This is a genomic window from Pseudomonas sp. St316 (genome assembly GCF_018325905.1).
GTDB lineage: Bacteria > Pseudomonadota > Gammaproteobacteria > Pseudomonadales > Pseudomonadaceae > Aquipseudomonas.
The window spans coordinates 2,934,537-2,952,539 of record NZ_AP021901.1 but is presented as its reverse complement, the minus strand read 5'-3'; the positions used below and the strand labels follow the sequence as shown (position 1 = coordinate 2,952,539).

The following is an 18,003-nucleotide window of genomic DNA, read 5'->3' as shown; positions in this document are numbered from 1 at the left end:
CGGCGCATGCCAAGCACGCCTGTCCGTCTGAAAGGCCGCAGCCTGGTGGAGGGTGCCGCCCAGGGCGCCCTGCTGTTCGCCGAGGTGGGGCTGAGTTTCTGGGGCGGGGTCGATCCAGCCAGCGGCGAGGTCATCGACCGGCACCATCCCTTGAGTGGCCAGCGCCTGGCCGGGCGTGTGCTGGCGATCCCCAGCGGACGCGGCTCCTGCACCGGCAGCAGCGTCTTGATGGAACTGATCAGCAACGGCCATGCACCGGCAGCCCTGGTGCTCGCCGAAGCCGATGAAATCCTGACCCTGGGCGTGCTGGTGGCGCAGGTGATTTTCCAACGCTCGCTGCCGGTGGTGTGCATGGGGCACGAGGCCTTCAACAGGCTGCGCGGCCACGGTTTCGTGCGCCTGGAAGGCGACCTCCTGACACTGTCTGGCCGGCCCCCAAATGACGGTTGGCAAAGTTCTGACCCAACGCCGCAGCCGCCCACGTCCTCAACCCTGGAGCTGAGCGAACAGGACCGGGCGTTACTGGACGGCACCCACGGCAAGGCCGCCCAAGTGGCGATGCAAATCGTGCTGCGCATGGCCCAGATCCAGGGCGCCACGCAACTGCTGGACGTGACCCAGGCCCACATCGACGGCTGCATCTACACCGGCCCGGCCAGCCTGCGCTTTGCCGAACAACTGGTGCAATGGGGCGCGAAAGTCCGCGTGCCCACCACCCTCAATTCCATCTCCGTGGACCAGCGTCGCTGGCGTGAGCTGGGTGTCGATCCGACCCTGGGCGAACCGGCCAGCGCCTTGGGCGATGCCTACATGGCGATGGGCGCGCAACTGAGTTTCACTTGCGCGCCCTACCTGCTGGACACCGCGCCCAAGGCCGGCGAACAAATCGTCTGGGCCGAATCCAACGCCGTGGTCTACGCCAACAGCGTGCTGGGCGCGCGTACGCAGAAGTACCCGGACTTTCTCGACATCTGCATTGCCCTCTGCGGGCGGGCGCCGTTGACTGGCTGCCATCTCGACGCCCAGCGTAAGGCCCAGTTGATCGTCGACGTGCCGGCGCTGGGTCAGGTCGATGACAGTTTCTATCCGCTGCTGGGCTACCACATCGGCAACCTGGCCGGCCGGCGCATCCCGCTGATACGCGGCCTGGAACATGCCGCCCCGAGCCTGGACGACCTCAAGGCCTTCGGCGCCGCGTTCGCTACCACCAGCGCCGCGCCGTTGTTCCACATCGCCGGGATAACGCCCGAAGCCCTCGACCCTGCCGATGTGCTCGAGAACGACACCACCTTGGCGCAGGAAAGCGTCGACGCCGTCGGCCTGCTTGCCAGTTGGCGCGAGCTCAACAGCGCCCGGGACAACTGGGTGGACGTGGTGTCCCTGGGCAATCCGCACTTCTCCCTCAGCGAATTCGCCACCCTTGCGTCCTTGTGCGCCGGCCGGGTCAAACACCCGTATGTGGTGCTGGCGATCACCTGCGGTCGGACGGTGTTGGAACAGGCGCGCAAAGCCGGGTATCTGGCCGCCATCGAGACCTTCGGCGCGGTGCTGGTAACCGACACCTGCTGGTGCATGTTGGGCGAACCGGTGATCCCACCCCACGCCACCACCCTGATGACCAACTCGGGCAAATACGCTCACTACGCACCCGGCCTGGTCGGTCGCGGCGTGCATTTTGCCGCCCTTGCCGAATGCGTCGAGGCCGCGTGCACCGCCGCTACCGCCGGCCAGCCGCCGGCGTGGCTGCTACCCACCACCCGCACGGGGAGCCCGACCCATGTTTGACTACAGCTTCCAATGGCGCCCGGCCTTGCGCGCCCTGCCCGACATGCTGGCCGGGGCCTGGGTGACGTTCGAGACGGCCGCACTGTCGATGATTTTCGGTGTGCTGATCGCCCTGGTGCTGACGGTCATGCGCCAGGCCCCGAATCGCTTGCTGCGAGGCGTGGGCAATGGCTGGGTGTCCATCGCCCGCAACACGCCCTCGCTGTTCCAGATCTACATCCTCTACTTCGGCCTCGGCTCCCTCGGGCTGCACGTCAGTTCCTGGCTGGCCTTGCTGGCCGGGATCACCTTCAACAACGCCGGCTACCTGGCGGAAAACTTTCGCGGCGGCCTCAAGGCCGTGCCGGGTACGCAAATGCGCGCCGCCCGTTCCTTGGGGATGAGCGCCTTCCAGGCTTACCGGATGATCATCGTCCCGCAACTGTTGCGCATCGTGTTCTACCCGTTGACCAACCAGATGGTCTGGGCGGTGCTGATGACGTCCCTTGGGGTGGTGGTTGGCCTGAACAACGACCTCACCGGTGTCACCCAGGAATACAACGTCAAGACCTTCCGCACCTTCGAGTACTTCGCCCTCGCGGCGGTGCTGTATTACCTGATCGCCAAGCTGATCGTCGGGCTGGCCCGACTGTTGTCCTGGCGCTTGTTCCGTTATTGAGGAGGGTGGGACATGTTTTCTACAAGCCTCAGCGTTAACGACCTGCTGTATTTGCTCGAAGGGGCCTGGGTCACGCTGCAACTGACCGTATGGTCGATCCTGCTGGGCACCCTGGCCGGGTTGCTGTTCGGCCTGTTGCGGGCGTTGTTGCCGCGGGCCAGCCTGCCACTGGCCTGGTTACTGGACGTGTTCCGCAGCGTGCCGCTGCTGATCCAGTTCGTGCTGTTCAACTCGCTCAAGAGCATCGCCGGCCTGAACCTCAGCGCCTTCGCCGTCGGCTGCATCGTCCTCGGAGTCTACGCCGCCGCTTACTTCACCGAGATCGTCCGCGGTGGCGTGCTGGCGGTGCCGTTGAGCACCCGTCGGGCCAGTCGGTCACTGGGCCTGAGCTATGTGCAAGACCTGCGGTTCATCGTCCTGCCGATTGCCACGCGGGTGGCCTTTCCCGGCTGGCTGAACCTGGTACTGGGCGTGATGAAAGACACCGCGCTGGTGATGTGGATCGGCATCGTCGAATTGCTCCGGGCTTCGCAAACCATCGTCACGCGCATCCAAGAACCCCTGTTGGTGCTGTGCATCGCGGGCCTCATTTACTACGTCATGAGCCTGGTGGTCGCCCGCCTTGGCGCACGCCTGGAAAGAAGGTGGCAGGAAAATGATTGAGATCGAAAACGTGCACAAATCCTTCGCTGCCCTGGAAGTGGTCAAGGGTGTAAGCCTGACGGTGAACAAGGGCGAAGTCGTGTCGATCATCGGCGGATCCGGCTCTGGCAAGTCGACCTTGCTGATGTGCATCAACGGCCTGGAACCGATCCAGAAAGGCAGCATCCGCGTGGACGGCATCGAGGTCCATGACCGCGCCACCGACCTCAATCGCTTGCGGCAGAAGATCGGCATCGTGTTCCAGCAATGGAACGCCTTCCCCCACCTGACCGTGTTGGAAAACGTGATGCTGGCGCCGCGCAAGGTGCTGGGCAAGAGCCGGCAGGACGCCGAAGCCCTGGCGGTGAAGCAACTTGAGCACGTGGGCCTGGGGGACAAGCTCAAGGCCTTTCCCGGCAAGCTTTCCGGCGGCCAGCAGCAACGCATGGCCATTGCCCGGGCCCTGGCGATGTCGCCGGACTACATGCTGTTCGACGAAGCCACCTCGGCCCTCGACCCGCAACTGGTGGGCGAAGTACTGGACACCATGCGCATGCTCGCCGAAGACGGCATGACCATGGTGCTGGTGACCCACGAGATCCGCTTCGCCCGAGACGTGTCCGACCGCGTGGCGTTCTTTTGCAATGGCCGGGTCCATGAGATCGGGTCGCCGGACCAGGTGATTGGCAATCCGGTGCAGCCGGAGACGGCGGCGTTTCTCAAGTCGGTGAAATAGCGAATGGCCCTATCGCGAGCAAGCTCGCTCCCACAGGGTTCGGTAGTGCTCACCAATCAGTTGGTCACTTTCACAGATTCGGTGGTGCACCCAAATCAGTGTGGGAGCGAGCTTGCTCGCGATGAAGCCCGCCAAGACAACACAAGGAGCAGCCAATGCGCTCATCGAAAATCATCCATGTAGTCAGTTGCCACGCCGAAGGCGAAGTCGGCGATGTGATCGTCGGCGGCGTCGCCCCACCCCCGGCGCCACGGTGTGGGAGCAATCCCGCTGGATCGCCCAGGACCAGACCCTGCGCAATTTCGTCCTCAACGAGCCCCGTGGCGGTGTGTTCCGCCACGTCAACCTGCTGGTGCCGGCCAAGGACCCACGGGCGCAAATGGCCTGGATCATCATGGAACCGGCCGACACCCCACCGATGTCCGGCTCCAACTCGTTGTGCGTGGCCACCGTGCTGCTGGACAGCGGCATCCTGCCGATGACCGAACCCCAGACCCGCCTGGTGCTGGAAGCGCCGGGCGGCCTGATCGAAGCGGTGGCCGACTGCCGCGACGGCAAGGTGCAACGGGTCGAGATCAAGAACGTGCCCTCCTTCGCCGACCGCCTTGATGCCTGGATCGAAGTCGAGGGCCTGGGCTCGTTACAGGTGGACACCGCCTACGGCGGTGACAGTTTTGTCATCGTCGACGCCCAGCGCCTGGGCTTTGCCATCCGCCCCGATGAAGCCGCCGAACTGGTGGCCGTGGGCTTGAAGATCACCCGCGCCGCCAACGAACAACTGGGCTTCGTGCATCCGCTGAACCCCGACTGGTCGCACATCTCGTTCTGCCAGATTGCAGCGCCCATCGTCCGGGAAAACGGCATCGCCACCGGCGCCAATGCCGTGGTGATCCAGCCCGGCAAAATCGACCGTTCCCCCACCGGCACCGGCTGCTCGGCGCGCATGGCGGTGTTGCAGGCCAAGGGTTTGATGCAGGTCGGCGAGCGTTTTATCGGCCGCTCGATCATCGGTTCCGAATTCCACTGCCGCATCGACTCACTGACCGACGTGGCCGGACGCCCGGCGATTTATCCGTGCATCGCCGGCCGCGCGTGGATCACCGGCACGCATCAGTTGTTGCTCGACCCCGCCGACCCGTGGCCACAGGGTTATCGGCTTTCGGACACCTGGCCCGGCGCATGACTCTTTTTGAACTGGCTTCGCCCCCTGTGGGAGCAAGGCTTGCCCGCGATGAAGATGACGCGGTCTTCCAGGGGAAACGAGGCGCCTGCATCGCGAGCAAGCTGTGCTCCCACAAATTCCCTCGCCACAAACCATTAACAACCGGAGACAACCATGAGCAAACGCATCAACTGGAGCGGCGTCTTCCCAGCCGTCACCACCCAATTCAACGATGACTTTTCCATCAACCTGGAAAAAACCCACCAAGTGATTTCCAACGTCATTCGTGACGGTGTTTCCGGCCTGGTGGTCTGCGGGTCGGTGGGGGAAAACACCTCCCTGAGCGCCGAGGAAAAAATCGCCGTGACCGAAGTGGCGGTGGATGCCTCCCGTGGCCGTGTGCCGGTGATCTGCGGCGTGGCCGAATTCACCAGCGTGCAAGCCGCCAAGGTTGCCAACGCGGTGCGCAAGGTCGGCGTCGATGGGGTGATGCTGATGCCGGCGCTGGTCTATGGCTCCAAGCCCTTCGAGACCGCCGAGCATTTCCGCTACGTGGCCCGCCACGCCGACGTGCCGCTGATGGTCTACAACAACCCACCGATCTACAAGAATGACGTGACCCCGGACATCCTGATTTCCCTGGCCGATTGCGACAACGTGGTGTGTTTCAAGGATTCCTCCGGCGACACCCGGCGCTTTATCGACGTGCGCAACGAAGTCGGCGATCGCTTTGTGTTGTTCGCAGGTCTCGATGACGTGGTGCTGGAAAGCCTCGCCGTGGGGGCCGAAGGTTGGGTCTCGGGCATGTCCAACGTATTCCCGCAGGAAGGCGAGACCATTTTCCGCCTGGCCCGCGCCGGGCGCTTCGCCGAGGCCATGCCGATCTACGAATGGCTGATGCCGATCCTGCACCTGGACGCCCGCGCCGACCTGGTGCAATGCATCAAGCTGTGCGAAGCCATCGCCGGCCGCGGCAGCGCCCTCACCCGCCCACCGCGCCTGGCCTTGCCGGAAGCGGACCGGGTGTATGTGGAGCAGATCATGGCCAAGGCCCTGGCCAATCGGCCGGTGTTGCCGGATGTGGGGCTTTAGGTCCGCCTCTTCCCGAAGCGGATGAAATCCATGTGGGAGCGAGCCTGCTCGCGATAGCGGAATGTCTGGCCCGATGGTGCCAAATGTGCCGGCGCCATCGCGAGCAGGCTCGCTCCCACAGGGTTCACCCTGTGCCCTGGAACCAGCCGACCAGCCGCACGTCCCCGTTGACAGACTTTGCTACTCTTTTGCACCGGCGCATCGACGCGAACGGGAGACTCCCATGAATTATTTCCTGGCCCAGGCCCTGAACAATCAATGGGCCAATCACCGACTGCTCACTGCCTGCGCGCAGTTGAGCGAGGCCGAATACGTGGCGCCGCGCACGGGGTTCTTCCCGTCCATCCAAGCCACGCTTTGCCACATCCTGGAAGTTGACCGCTATTACCTCACCGCCCTGGAAGGCGACCGTGAGGGCCAGATCAAGGACTTCTCCCAGACCCTGGTCTTTGCCCAACTGAAGGAAAGCCAAACCCGAACCGACCAGCAACTGCTGGCATTGTGCGAAACCCTACGAGAAAAAGACCTCGCCCGCTCCGTTGATCTGGTACGCGTGGATGGCGTGGTCCGCGAACGGATCGACCGGCTGTTGCTGCATCTGTTCGAACACCAGATCCACCACCGTGGCCAAGTCCATGGGATGCTCAGTGGCACCGGCATCAAACCGCCGCAGCTCGATGAATTTTTCCTCGATTGCGACCGTCGGTTCCGCGAAGGCGAGGAACAGTTGCTTCAACTCGATGAACGGAAGGTCTGGCGCCAATACCTGCCCGGTTGAACCCACCAGCCAAAGGAGACCTTGCCATGAACGTTATCCTTTGCTGAATCGGTTTTGCGTAATACCGATGACCACGGCAGCACTGGCTTATCACGACTGGAGCGAATACAACGCCAGCAACCCCGTGAAACTCGACGGCGCCCTCAAGGATGTCCGCTGCCGGCCATCACCCACGTCAGGCGCTGCTCGTGCCTAGGTGCGCCATCGCTGCAAACCCACCGCCGCAGCCCAGCCTGAGGACCTATCGTCGCGCCAGCTCATGACGGACACATTGTTCGTAGTAGGTCTGCTTGACCGCAACCGGCTTGAGGCGCGAAGCGCTGTTGTAGGTCTGCTCGGTAATGCCCAGGGCGGTCATGCGCATCCAGGGCCGGGAAAACTTGCGCACTTGCAGCTTCTTGCGCGCGCCGTACAGGCTGACGCCAGAGAGCTTCGACGCCTGCGCCCCTGCCGCGATATCCGAACCCCAGCGGCACACCGACTGCTGGTTTTGCGTCAGTGCCCTGGCCTGGGCCTCAAGCGAGACGGCAACCAGGAGAAACGTCGCTACGACCCACATAGAAATACGCATAGGTTTGTCGCCCAACTTTCTGAAAGGAAAGAAGTTTGACTGTATGCAAATGAGCAAGGGGCCAGCACGGCTGGGCAATTTCTTGTGCTGAGGAATTTATCTGTGGGGCAACTGTGGGAGCAAGGCTTGCCCGCGATAGCTGCGCCGCGGTCTAACAAGTGAACCGCGTTATCGTTCGTCGCGGGCAAGCCTTGCTCCCACAGTTGCTCACACAGGTCCCCTAGCCACCCACAAGCGCCTCGCCACCGATCTCAGCCCGCCTTCGCCTCCTGCAACAACTGCTGGATCACCTGCTCCTGCTCGCCATAACGTCCTTCACCAAAATGGCTGTAGCGCACCTGCCCCTTGGCATCGATGAAGTAATGAGCCGGCCAGTACTGATTGTTGAAGGCGCGCCAGATCGCATACTGGTTGTCGATCGCCACCGGGTAATGGATGTCCAGCTTGCGCACCTGCTCGCGCACGTTGTCGATGATCTTCTCGTAGCCGTATTCCGGGGTGTGGACACCGATCACTACCAACCCGTCCTTTTCATACTTCTTCGCCCAATCGTTCACATAGGGCAAGGTGTGCTGGCAGTTGATGCAGTCGTAGGTCCAGAAATCAACCAGCACCACCTTGCCCTTGAGTGATTCGCTGCTCAGCGGGGGCGAGTTCAGCCATTGCACCGCGCCGTCCAGCGCAGGCATGGCGCCCTGGGATTCGAGGGCCGGCATGGAACTTGCGCCAGCCTTGCTCACCACATAGTCGATGGCCTTGGGCACGTTCTCCAGCAAGCTTTTTTCCAAGGAAGCCGATTGTTGCGAGGAAGTCGCCGCCAGCAAGCGGTCATCCGCCCCGGTGCCAATCGCCACGGCCGCCAGCAACACCACCGCTCCTGTTCCCCGACGCAACCAGGTGGTGATCGGCAGCGAGAGTCTCAGGCGTGTGGCCAGTCCGCGCCCGGCCAGAATCAGCGTCCCCAGGGACAAGGCACTGCCCAGGCCGTAGGCGAGCAGCAGCAGGCTGGTTTGTGCGCTGGCGCCTTGCAGCATGGCCCCGGTCAGAATCACCCCGAGTATCGGTCCGGCGCACGGCGCCCAGAGCAACCCGGTGGCGACTCCGATCAGCACTGAAGCCACAGGCCCGGCCATCCGCCCGGCACCGGCGTCCAGGCGATTGCCCAGGCTGACCAGCGGTCGCGCCAGCCAGGTGCCGACCCGACTGAAGATCAGCGACAAGGCAAACACCACCATCACCACCAAGGCAACTTGCCGGCCGACGCTGCTGGCACGCAGCACCCATTCGCTGCTGGCCACCGCCAGGCTCGACACCAGGGCGAACGTCAGCACCATGCCGACCAATGTCAGCAACACAGAGCCACGGGAGCGATTGGCCCGGGCAAACAGAAACGGCACCACGGGGAGGATACAAGGGCTGAGGATCGTCAGGACCCCGCCGAGAAAAGCGATCAGAAACATGGCATCACCTCAATGTAGGTAGATAGACAGAACACACCAAATCGGGCAGCGCCTCTGTGGGAGCAAAGCTTGCTCGCGATGCAGGCGCCTCGATTACTGGTAATAACCGCGTCATCGTTTATCGCGAGCAAGCTTTGCTCCCACGGGTTTACTGTCACAAGTTGGCTTCCACGGCGACTCAGTTATCGTCACTGCAATGATCGGAAAACTTGCGGTAGTCCAAGGCTTGCTTGTGACCTGCCGAATCCAGGTAGGTCATATGGGCGTTGACCACGCCGCAGGTCGGCTCGGAGTCTTCGCTAAGGGACAGCACGTTCTGGATGTCCAGGTGGGTGCCGTAGGTGTAGGTTTGCGCCTGCACGTTGCTTTCGGCCCGGGCCGACAGGGTGCAAATGTTCAGTGCAGCGAAAAGGCAGGCGGCGTAGATGGCTTTGCTGTTCATGGCGAGTCCTCGATTCAATGGGTTTATCTGCCGAGGCCTGTTGTGTGGCCTCGATGGACGCCATTGAATGCCGCGCAGGTATCGCGCCTGTATCGAGCCAGGTGGCTTTTTGCATCGCTGTGTATCCGTCGCGTGCCAGATACACTGCAATACAAACCGCCGCGAGCCGGGCCGTCCGGCGTCTGTAGACTGCTCACAACGAAACGTCGAGGAGCTGGGCACCATGGATCATGTCGATCACGTGTTGATAGTGGATGACGACCGCGAGATTAGAGAGCTGGTTGGCAACTACCTGAAAAAGAACGGCCTGCGCACCACCGTCGTCGCCGATGGCCGGCAGATGCGCGCCTTCCTGGAAACCACCCCGGTGGACCTGATCGTGCTGGACATCATGATGCCCGGCGACGACGGCCTGGTGCTGTGCCGGGAATTGCGGGCTGGCAAGCACAAGGCCACCCCGGTGCTGATGCTCACCGCGCGCAACGATGAAACCGACCGCATCATCGGCCTGGAGATGGGCGCCGACGATTACCTGGTCAAGCCTTTCGCCGCCCGCGAGCTGCTGGCGCGCATCAACGCCGTGCTGCGCCGCACCCGCATGCTGCCGCCCAACCTGGTGGTCACCGAAAGCGGTCGCCTGCTGGCGTTCGGGCGCTGGCGCCTGGACACCACCGCCCGCCACCTGCTGGACACCGACGGCACCCTGGTGGCCTTGAGCGGCGCCGAATATAGGTTGTTGCGGGTATTTCTCGACCATCCGCAACGGGTGCTCAACCGCGACCAGTTGCTAAACCTGACCCAGGGGCGGGACGCCGACTTGTTCGATCGCTCCATCGATCTGCTGGTCAGCCGCTTGCGCCAGCGCCTGCTGGACGACGCCCGGGAGCCGGCCTACATCAAGACCGTGCGCAGCGAAGGCTACGTGTTCTCGCTGCCGGTGGAGATCCTCGGGGCCTCGGTATGAGCCTGTCGTTGCGCTGGCCGCGTACGCTGGCCTCGAGGCTGTCGCTGATCTTCCTGATCGGCCTGGTCCTGGCCCAGGGGCTGTCGTTCGGCGTCCAGTACTACGAGCGCTACCAGAGCGCCAAGTCGACCATGCTCGGCAACCTGGAAACCGATGTCTCGACCTCCGTCGCCATTCTCGACCGCCTGCCGGCCGCCGAACGCCAGGCCTGGCTGCCGAAGCTCGCCCGGCGCAATTACGGCTACCTGCTCGACGAAGGCCAGCCCGGGCAACCGATGGATCTTGCCGACGCGCCGATCTCGGTCAGCTCGATCCAGGACGCCATCGGCCAGGCCTATGGCCTGGCTTTCAAACGCATACCCGGGTCGAACATGCACTATCAGGCGCACTTGCGCCTGGCCGACGGTAGCCCACTGACCATCGACGTACGCCCGGCAATGACGCCCCTCTCCCCCTGGCTACCGGTGGTCTTGCTGGGGCAATTGGCGCTGTTGATCGGCTGCACCTGGCTGGCGGTGCGCATTGCCGTGAGCCCCCTGACTCGGTTGGCCGACGCGGTGGAAACCCTCGACCCGAACGCCCACAGCGTGCGTCTGGACGAGAAAGGCCCGACCGAAGTGGTGCATGCCGCCAAAGCATTCAACGCCATGCAGGACCGCATCGCTGCCTACCTCAAGGAGCGCATGCAGTTGCTGGCGGCGATTTCCCACGACTTGCAGACCCCGATCACGCGCATGAAGCTGCGCGCCGAATTCATGGACGAGGGAATCGAAAAGGACAAGCTGTGGAGCGACTTGAGCGAAATGGAGCATCTGGTGCGTGAAGGCGTGGCCTATGCCCGCAGCATCCACGGCGCCACCGAGGCCAGTTGCCGGATCAGCCTGGATGCGTTCCTCGACAGCCTGGTGTTCGACTACCAGGACACGGGCAAGGACGTGCAATTGTCCGGAAAAAACGCCGCCGTCATCGACACCCGCCCCCACGCCCTGAGGCGGGTGCTGGTCAACCTGGTGGACAACGCCTTGAAGTTCGGCGGCGCGGCGCAGATCCAGGTGCAACCGGCCGACAACGGCCAACTGGCGATCCAGGTACTGGACCGTGGCCCCGGGATCAGCGAACAGGAACTGGCCGAAGTGCTCAAGCCATTCTACCGGGTGGAAAGCTCGCGCAACCGGGAAACCGGCGGCACCGGCCTGGGCTTGGCCATCGCCCAGCAACTGGCGATCGCCATGGGCGGCTCACTGATCCTGAGCAACCGCGACGGCGGCGGCCTCTGTGCCGAATTGCGCCTGGCATTCGCTGGCTGATACACCGCTATCGCGAGCAGGCTCGCTCCCACAGGGGCTTGGCACGAGGTTGGTAGGCGGGTTTGTATGTCAGTGTGTCTGCGGTTCACCGGCATACACAAACTTGCACAGTGCTGCGTTAGGGGACACACCCCGCTTACATCGGCTTGAAAGACTCCTGCGTATCCCGGCGACTGTCATGACCGGGCCCATGGAGTCCTCCGATCATGTATTCAAAAACGCTGAACACACTGCACCTCCCTCTCGATAATATTGGCGCGTGGCTGGCGCCGCTGGGCCTGCGCCTGTTCCTGGCCTGGGAGTTCTTCGAATCCGGCCTGGAGAAATGGAATGGCCAGAATTGGTTCGCCGAAATCCAATCCGCCTTCCCGTTCCCCTTCAATCATGTGCCGGCCCAGTGGAACTGGGAACTGGCGATGTGGGCCGAGCTGATCGGCGCCATCGCCCTGTTGATCGGCTTGGGTACGCGCCTGTCGGCGCTGGTGCTGCTCGTCGTCACCGTGGTGGCGACCGCCGCCGTGCACTGGCCAGCGGATTGGTCAAGCTTGAGCGAGTTGGCCCAAGGCTATGGGATTACCAATAAAGGCCATGGCAACTTCAAGCTGCCGGTGATCTACCTGGTGGCGTTGCTGCCATTGCTGCTGCAAGGGGCTGGGAAGTTGAGTGTGGATGCCCTGCTCAAGACCGGTGTGCACCAGCGAAACAAGGCCTGACAAAAATCCCTTGTGGGAGTGAGCTTGCTCGCGATGGCAGCGGATCAGTCGACCTCAACAGTGACTGATGCACCGTCATCGCGAGCAAGCTCGCTCCCACACTGGTTTCGAGTTAATTGTCGAGGTGTTGCTGTACGCCAACAACCCCTTCTTCCTGCATCCGCCGTAACAGCGCCACGGCGCTGTCCATGAACTCGAATGATGCCACCCCCGCCTCCCGCGCCAACGCCAGCAACTGTCCTCGCCCCGTCAACTTGGGATACGCTTCGATGCGCTGCAAAAGCCGCCACGCCAACGGGCTGAGTTCGGAAAAACGCACATCGAACCCCGGCGTTCGCCGCACCAGCAACAACGTCGGCTGTGCCGGCGGCGTCGAGGGCTGGTGGCTCGGCGCCAGGCGATGCACCGGCCATTGGTACGCCAGCGGCCACGCCAGGGGCGAAACACACAGCGGTGAGTCGAGCAAGGAGGCCTCGTCACAAGTCGGCAACGGCTCGGCCTGGGATTGCTGCAGTGCCATTTCGACCCACTCGTAATGCGCCAGCTCTGCCGCAAACGGTGGCCAGTCCGGCGACGCGTGGGTCGCGAGGTATCCGACGAACTCCTCGGCGATTTCACCGAACCTGGGGGTGGCACAGCGATGTTCGCGCAGGAAACGGCGCACGCAGGCACGCCAGTGGCCCTGCCCCAGCACACTCACCAGCACCGGGAAGGTGCCGCTGAGCAGCGAGCGCATGTTCTCGAAGATCAGGTCGCGGTACACCTGCGCCCGCACCGCATCCATGCCGGCCGGAACCGGGCAGTGCTCAGGGTCGCGCAGGTAACGGGTCAGCGCCTGTTGCTGCTGATGCAGCGTCTGCCGGGGATCAGCCATGGGACACCGCCTGCCGGGTAACGGCTTGGTGTTGCAACTGGCGAATGGTCTGCAATTCGACCACCAGCTCGGCATAGGGCGGGAAGTTGAAGTCCCGTTCGAGCAAGGTCGGCTGCGCGCCGAAACGGGCGTAGGCCTGCTCCAGCAGCGCCCAGACCACCGGCTTGACCGGCGCGCCATGGCTGTCGATTTTCAGCGTGTCGGATTCGTCGTAATGCCCGGCCACATGCATCGCCACCACCCGCCCCAGCTCAAGGCCCGCCAGGAATGCCTGGGGATCGAAGCCGTGATTGATCGAGTTGACGTAGACATTGTTGACGTCCAGCAACAGGTCGCAGTCGGCTTCGCGCAACACCGCCCGGGTGAATTCCAGCTCGCTCATGTCTTGTTGGGGGGCGGCGTAATAGGAGACGTTTTCCACCGCCAGGCGCCGCCCCAGCACATCCTGGGCCTGACGAATCCGCGCCGCCACGTGATGCACCGCTTCCTCGGTAAAGGGCAGCGGCAAGAGGTCGTACAAATGCCCTTCATCGCCACAGTAGCTCAAGTGCTCGCTGTACAACGGCACGTTGAAACGTTCGAGAAAAGCACGCACCTGGCCGAGAAACGCCAGGTCCAGCGGCGCCGGCCCACCCAGGGACAACGACAGGCCATGGCACGACAGCGGATAGCGCTCGGCCAGCCAATGCAAGGCGGCGCCATGGGCGCCGCCGATTCCGATCCAGTTTTCCGGGGCCACTTCGAGAAAGTCGAAATCCCCGGCCGGCGCCTGGCGCAGTTCACCGAGCAAGGCCCGGCGCAGGCCAAGGCCTGCCGAGGGTTGCGTGGTGGGCCACTCCAGGCTGAGTTCTATAGACATGACATATCTCTGGAATCAAGAGATGAAGGGGCGCAGCTAATGGCACCAATCGATCGCCACGGCAGACGTTGGTCCCATTACGCGCAATCGCCCCCCAAGGATGAAGATCAGGACTCGATAGCCGCCCCACACTTGCCTTCGCCACATTTGCCCTCTGCGGTTTTCGCCTGGGCCGACAGGTATTGCTTGGCTTCCGGCAATGAGATACCGCCGTCGTGGTCGGCGTCGATCTTGTCGAACTCAGCGGCGCGCTGCGGCGCTGCGGCGATGAACTCATCGCGTGAGACCCGGCCATCGTGGTTGGTATCGGTCTTGGCGAACTTGTCTTCGCCACACTTGCCTTCGGCGGGTTTCTTCACGGTATCGGCGGCCGCCAGGGTGTAGCCCTGGGCCAGGTCGTGCATGGTCAAGGCCGAAGCCGCCGTGGAAAGACCCAGGCCGCCGACCAGGGCCAGGCCGAGTGCAAGGGATGAATGGCGGGAGAAGTTGAGCATGGGGTATTCCTCTGACGATTGACGATAAATGTGCCAGTCACCCGCACCGAGGCTCGGTGCCGGCTGGCTGGCGTAGTTAATCGCCGGTGTGTATCCGGCCTGTGTCGCTGGCCCGGGCCTTCGTCAAGCAGATGTATCTGGACCTGCGTGGTACACACTGCGATACACGCCCGCCCGGGGGGAAATCCGCTCATCCAGGCTCGCCACGAGGAAATGGCCGCGTTCATGGCCTGTGCCCACGCCACGTTCACCGGCGAGCTGGGGGTCTGCATCGCCACCTCCGGACCCGGCGCATCCCACTGGTGACCGACGTCTACGACGCGCGGATGGACCACATGCCAGTGCTCGCCATCAGCGGCCAACAGGCACGCGCCGCGCTGGGCGGGCACTACCAGCAGGAATTGGACCTGGTCAGCCTGTTCAAGGACGTAGCCGGGGTCAGTCACCTGCGCCGTCGGGACGTCGCCCTCGCGTGGGCATCACACTTCAAGACCCGTACATGACGGCGATGACCCGGCCCGTCAGCCCCATCGTTAACACGACTAAGTAAATCAGCGCGACTGCCGATACAAGATAGGTGCGGGTGAAATCGCTTTTTGGCTGATGACTTATTTCTATGAATGAAGATGCTGACAATGACTCGACTGTCCTTTCTCCGGGCTCGCCAACCCGAAGCTTCACCCGTCGCACCTTCCCGGCCATCATGCTGCTGCTGTTTGTCATGTCTGCACTGGCGATCGCCGTGCTGCTCAACATCACCGCTGCCCAGGATCGGCGCGCCCGTGAACAGAGCCTGTTTTTCGCCCAGCGGGCCATCGAGGGGCTTCGCAAGGGTATCGGACGGGACCTGAGCGACTACTCCAAGTGGAGCGACGCCTACCGACATCTGCATATCAGCGTGGACAAGGAATGGGCCTATGACCAGGAAAACGTCGGCAGCAGCGTGTATTCGCTCTATGGCTACCAGGCCGTGTTTGTCATTTCCCCAACCGGCAAGACGGTTTATTCGGTGATCGATGGCCAGATGAGCGAGGTCGATGCCGACACCTGGCTGACCGGCGACTTGCGAGCGCTGTTGAAAAAAGCCGCCGCTGCGCAAAATCACGACGAAGTGGTCGTCGAGATGCTCCATCACGAGGACGCCCCGGCGTTTGTCGCCGCGTCCGCCATCACCGTCGGCACGGATAGCAGCGTGCCCGAAATCCCCGGCCCGCCCAGCCTGATGCTTTTCGTCAAGGTCCTTGATCCCGCAGCCCTGGAAAACCTGGCGCGGGACTTCGCCTTGCCCGATGCCCATATCGCCAGGACGCCGGGCTCGGGCGATACCGCTCAGCTGCTGCTCGACAACCTGACCCTGGAAGCCTTGGCCTGGCGGCCGCAAACCCCGGGCCAGGATCTGCGCAAATTCCTCCTGCCGTTGCTGGCCGTGGCGCTACTAGTGCTGGGGATCCTGGCGCTGGCGGTTCTGCGCCATGCCTTGGCCATGCTCCGCGCCCAGGAACGCCAGTACGCCAGCCTGCTGGACCACCGCAAGGCGCTGGAACGCAGTGAAGAACGTTTCCGCGACATTGCCGAAGTCTCATCCGACTGGTTGTGGGAGGTCGATTCGACCGGGACCCTGACCTATCTGTCGGAGCGCTTCGAACAAGTGACCGGTTTCAGTCCCACGGAATGGCTGGGCAAACCTCTGCACCGGCTGCTTCACCCCCATGGCGGCTCGATCTCGATTGCCCAATGGCTGCTCGGTGGTGCCAACAGCGTCTCTTCGGCACCACTGCTGTGCGAGTACACTGCGCGCAACCAGCGCATCCGCACCTGCAAACTCTCGGTGCGGGCCATCGAAGCCGGCACCCTGGGTTTTCGCGGTACGGCCACCGATATCACCGACGAATTGCGGGCACTGGCCCAGATCAAGCACCTTTCCCTGCATGATCCACTGACCGGGCTGGCCAACCGCAATCGCCTGTTCGATTGCCTGCGCGAACACCTGGACCGACCTGACCGCCCGTCCCTGGCGCTGTTGAACCTGGACATGGACCGATTCAAGCCGGTCAACGACTCCCTGGGCCATGCCGTGGGCGACAAAGTGCTCAAGGAAGTGGCGCATATTCTCCAGCAGAACGTGCGCGGCACCGATCTGGTGGCGCGGCTGGGCGGTGATGAGTTTGTCATCGTCATGCCCGATCCGGGCGATGCCGACGATCTCGATCAACTCTGTGAACGACTGATCGATTGCATGCAACGGCCCATGCACCTGGACGGCAATACGCTGTACCTGGGGGTGAGCATCGGCGTTGCCTGGTCGCAACCCGGTGACGAGCGTGCCGATGAACTGTTGCGCCACGCCGATATCGCCCTGTATGCGGCCAAGGCAGCGGGCCGCAATACCTGGCGGGTGTATGTGGAAGCCATGGGCAACCTGGCCCGCGACCGGCGGCAATACGAACAGCAGCTGCGCGACGCCATGCAGCGGGATCAGTTGGAACTGCGTTACCTGCCCCGCTTCGATGTGAGCGCTGAACAACTGCACGGTTTCGAAGCCCAGACCTTCTGGCACCACCCCGAAAAAGGTGAGCTGGGCGGGGCCGACTTCATACCGGTGGCCGAAACCTCGGGCCAGCTTGAAGAACTGGGCACCTGGATGTTGATCAACGTCTGTGAAGAGGCCACCACCTGGCCGAGCGCCATCAGTGTCTCCATCGCGGTTTCACCCCGGTGGTTCAACAGCAGCTTCCTGCTCAACCAGGTGCAAGAGGCCCTCGAAACAAGCGGCCTTGAGCCCCACCGGCTGACCCTGGAAGTGGCCGAAGGGGTCCTTCTGGCCGACCACAAGACCGTCGCCAACACCCTCCATGCGCTCAAGAACCTCGGCGTGCGGATCAACATCGACAAATTCGGCACCAGCATCGCCTCCCTGCGCGAAGTACTGGACCAGCCGTTCGATGGCATCCGCTTCGATCGCAACATCCTGTCGCAGCTGGGCCTGGAGGACGACAAGGAAGGTGTCTTGGCGATGATCAGGTTGAGCCGCAGCGTAGGGCTGATGGTCACCGCAGAAGGCATCGAAAACGCGCGACAGTTCAGCCAACTGCGCAACGTGGCCTGCGACCATGTCCAAGGCCCCTACTTCGGCGCGGCCCTGGCCCGCTCGGAAATGGCCTCGTTTTTCACCACGCCGCGGTGGCTGTAACCCACCTCCCCGACGCCATCGCGAGCAAGCTCGCTCCCACACTGGGTTCCGGTAACCGCATGCTCCCTCGCCACAAAAAGCTTTTAACCATCCGCGCCCACGAACATTCCCAGCGCCCACAACGATTCAGCGCCGGACACAAAGCCCATGAACACCTCAAATCCAGTGTGGGAGCAAGCCTGCTCCCACACTGGGTTCCGGGAACGGCGTGCTCCCTCGCCACAAAAAGCCTCTAGCCATCCGCGCCCATGAACACTCCCAACGCCCACAATGATT

General features: G+C 63.0%; 17 protein-coding genes and 2 pseudogenes. 13 read left to right on the top strand and 6 right to left on the bottom strand.

Annotated elements, in window-relative coordinates; all coding sequences use genetic code 11:
- Window positions 1–6 precede the first annotated feature (6 nt).
- The 8 genes and pseudogenes from lhpI to KI237_RS30730 all read left to right on the top strand — a co-directional run bounded on the left by lhpI (window position 7) and on the right by KI237_RS30730 (window position 7,049).
- Entirely contained in the window at window positions 7–1,785 is a 1,779-nt protein-coding gene (gene lhpI / locus KI237_RS13320; protein ID WP_212800200.1) for a cis-3-hydroxy-L-proline dehydratase, read from the top strand.
- Window positions 1,778–2,443: an amino acid ABC transporter permease gene (locus tag KI237_RS13315; protein ID WP_060742046.1), complete on the top strand. Its 666-nt coding sequence runs from the start codon at window positions 1,778–1,780 to the stop codon at window positions 2,441–2,443. The genes lhpI and KI237_RS13315 overlap by 8 nt, the downstream gene beginning before the upstream one ends.
- A gap of 12 nt (window positions 2,444–2,455) precedes the next feature.
- Entirely contained in the window at window positions 2,456–3,106 is a 651-nt protein-coding gene (locus KI237_RS13310) for an amino acid ABC transporter permease (RefSeq protein ID WP_003202560.1), read from the top strand.
- Window positions 3,099–3,821 carry an amino acid ABC transporter ATP-binding protein gene (locus tag KI237_RS13305; RefSeq protein ID WP_212800199.1) on the top strand — a complete coding sequence of 241 codons (723 nt, stop codon included), beginning with the start codon at window positions 3,099–3,101 and terminating at the stop codon, window positions 3,819–3,821. The genes KI237_RS13310 and KI237_RS13305 overlap by 8 nt, the downstream gene beginning before the upstream one ends.
- A 155-nt stretch (window positions 3,822–3,976) precedes the next feature.
- Window positions 3,977–5,004 (top strand): annotated as a pseudogene (locus KI237_RS13300) (trans-3-hydroxy-L-proline dehydratase).
- A 153-nt stretch (window positions 5,005–5,157) separates the two neighbouring features.
- The gene (locus tag KI237_RS13295; RefSeq protein WP_003202565.1) at window positions 5,158–6,075 is read left to right on the top strand and encodes a dihydrodipicolinate synthase family protein; all 918 of its coding nucleotides are present in this window, start codon (window positions 5,158–5,160) and stop codon (window positions 6,073–6,075) included.
- 223 nt (window positions 6,076–6,298) lie between these two features.
- Entirely contained in the window at window positions 6,299–6,853 is a 555-nt protein-coding gene (locus KI237_RS13290) for a DinB family protein (protein WP_212800198.1), read from the top strand.
- A 67-nt stretch (window positions 6,854–6,920) separates the two neighbouring features.
- Window positions 6,921–7,049, top strand: coding sequence for a hypothetical protein (locus tag KI237_RS30730; RefSeq protein WP_283246310.1), 129 nt, complete (start codon window positions 6,921–6,923; stop codon window positions 7,047–7,049).
- Window positions 7,050–7,094: 45 nt separating this feature from the next.
- Here the strand turns inward: KI237_RS30730 and KI237_RS13285 are convergent, their stop codons facing one another.
- The 3 genes from KI237_RS13285 to KI237_RS13275 all read right to left on the bottom strand — a co-directional run bounded on the left by KI237_RS13285 (window position 7,095) and on the right by KI237_RS13275 (window position 9,326).
- Window positions 7,095–7,424 (bottom strand): hypothetical protein, encoded by a 330-nt coding sequence (locus KI237_RS13285; protein WP_212800197.1) that lies wholly within the window; start codon window positions 7,422–7,424, stop codon window positions 7,095–7,097.
- Between the two features lie 251 nt (window positions 7,425–7,675).
- Window positions 7,676–8,884 (bottom strand): cytochrome c biogenesis protein DipZ, encoded by a 1,209-nt coding sequence (locus KI237_RS13280; protein ID WP_212800196.1) that lies wholly within the window; start codon window positions 8,882–8,884, stop codon window positions 7,676–7,678.
- Between the two features lie 178 nt (window positions 8,885–9,062).
- The gene (locus KI237_RS13275; protein WP_212800195.1) at window positions 9,063–9,326 is read right to left on the bottom strand and encodes a DUF2790 domain-containing protein; all 264 of its coding nucleotides are present in this window, start codon (window positions 9,324–9,326) and stop codon (window positions 9,063–9,065) included.
- A 223-nt stretch (window positions 9,327–9,549) separates the two neighbouring features.
- Here KI237_RS13275 and KI237_RS13270 point away from each other — a divergent pair, with 223 nt between their 5' ends.
- From KI237_RS13270 to KI237_RS13260, 3 genes are all read left to right on the top strand, one after another.
- Entirely contained in the window at window positions 9,550–10,290 is a 741-nt protein-coding gene (locus KI237_RS13270) for a response regulator (RefSeq protein ID WP_212800194.1), read from the top strand.
- Window positions 10,287–11,597 carry an ATP-binding protein gene (locus tag KI237_RS13265; RefSeq protein WP_212800193.1) on the top strand — a complete coding sequence of 437 codons (1,311 nt, stop codon included), beginning with the start codon at window positions 10,287–10,289 and terminating at the stop codon, window positions 11,595–11,597. The genes KI237_RS13270 and KI237_RS13265 overlap by 4 nt, the downstream gene beginning before the upstream one ends.
- Before the next feature lie 206 nt (window positions 11,598–11,803).
- Entirely contained in the window at window positions 11,804–12,310 is a 507-nt protein-coding gene (locus KI237_RS13260) for an HvfX family Cu-binding RiPP maturation protein (protein WP_212800192.1), read from the top strand.
- Between the two features lie 112 nt (window positions 12,311–12,422).
- Here the strand turns inward: KI237_RS13260 and KI237_RS13255 are convergent, their stop codons facing one another.
- From KI237_RS13255 to KI237_RS13245, 3 genes are all read right to left on the bottom strand, one after another.
- Entirely contained in the window at window positions 12,423–13,184 is a 762-nt protein-coding gene (locus tag KI237_RS13255; protein ID WP_212800191.1) for an HvfC family RiPP maturation protein, read from the bottom strand.
- Window positions 13,177–14,043, bottom strand: a complete 867-nt coding sequence (locus tag KI237_RS13250; protein ID WP_212800190.1) for an HvfB family MNIO-type RiPP peptide maturase — start codon at window positions 14,041–14,043, stop codon at window positions 13,177–13,179. The genes KI237_RS13255 and KI237_RS13250 overlap by 8 nt, the downstream gene beginning before the upstream one ends.
- Before the next feature lie 107 nt (window positions 14,044–14,150).
- The gene (locus KI237_RS13245; protein WP_212800189.1) at window positions 14,151–14,537 is read right to left on the bottom strand and encodes an EF-hand domain-containing protein; all 387 of its coding nucleotides are present in this window, start codon (window positions 14,535–14,537) and stop codon (window positions 14,151–14,153) included.
- A 186-nt stretch (window positions 14,538–14,723) separates the two neighbouring features.
- Between KI237_RS13245 and KI237_RS13240 the strand changes: the two are divergent.
- Together KI237_RS13240 and KI237_RS13235 are read left to right on the top strand one after the other, a co-directional pair.
- Window positions 14,724–14,974 (top strand): annotated as a pseudogene (locus KI237_RS13240) (thiamine pyrophosphate-binding protein); the annotation flags it as partial.
- Between the two features lie 179 nt (window positions 14,975–15,153).
- On the top strand, window positions 15,154–17,727 hold the full coding sequence (locus KI237_RS13235; RefSeq protein WP_212800188.1) for a bifunctional diguanylate cyclase/phosphodiesterase: 2,574 nt from the start codon (window positions 15,154–15,156) through the stop codon (window positions 17,725–17,727).
- The last annotated feature ends 276 nt before the right edge of the window (window positions 17,728–18,003 follow it).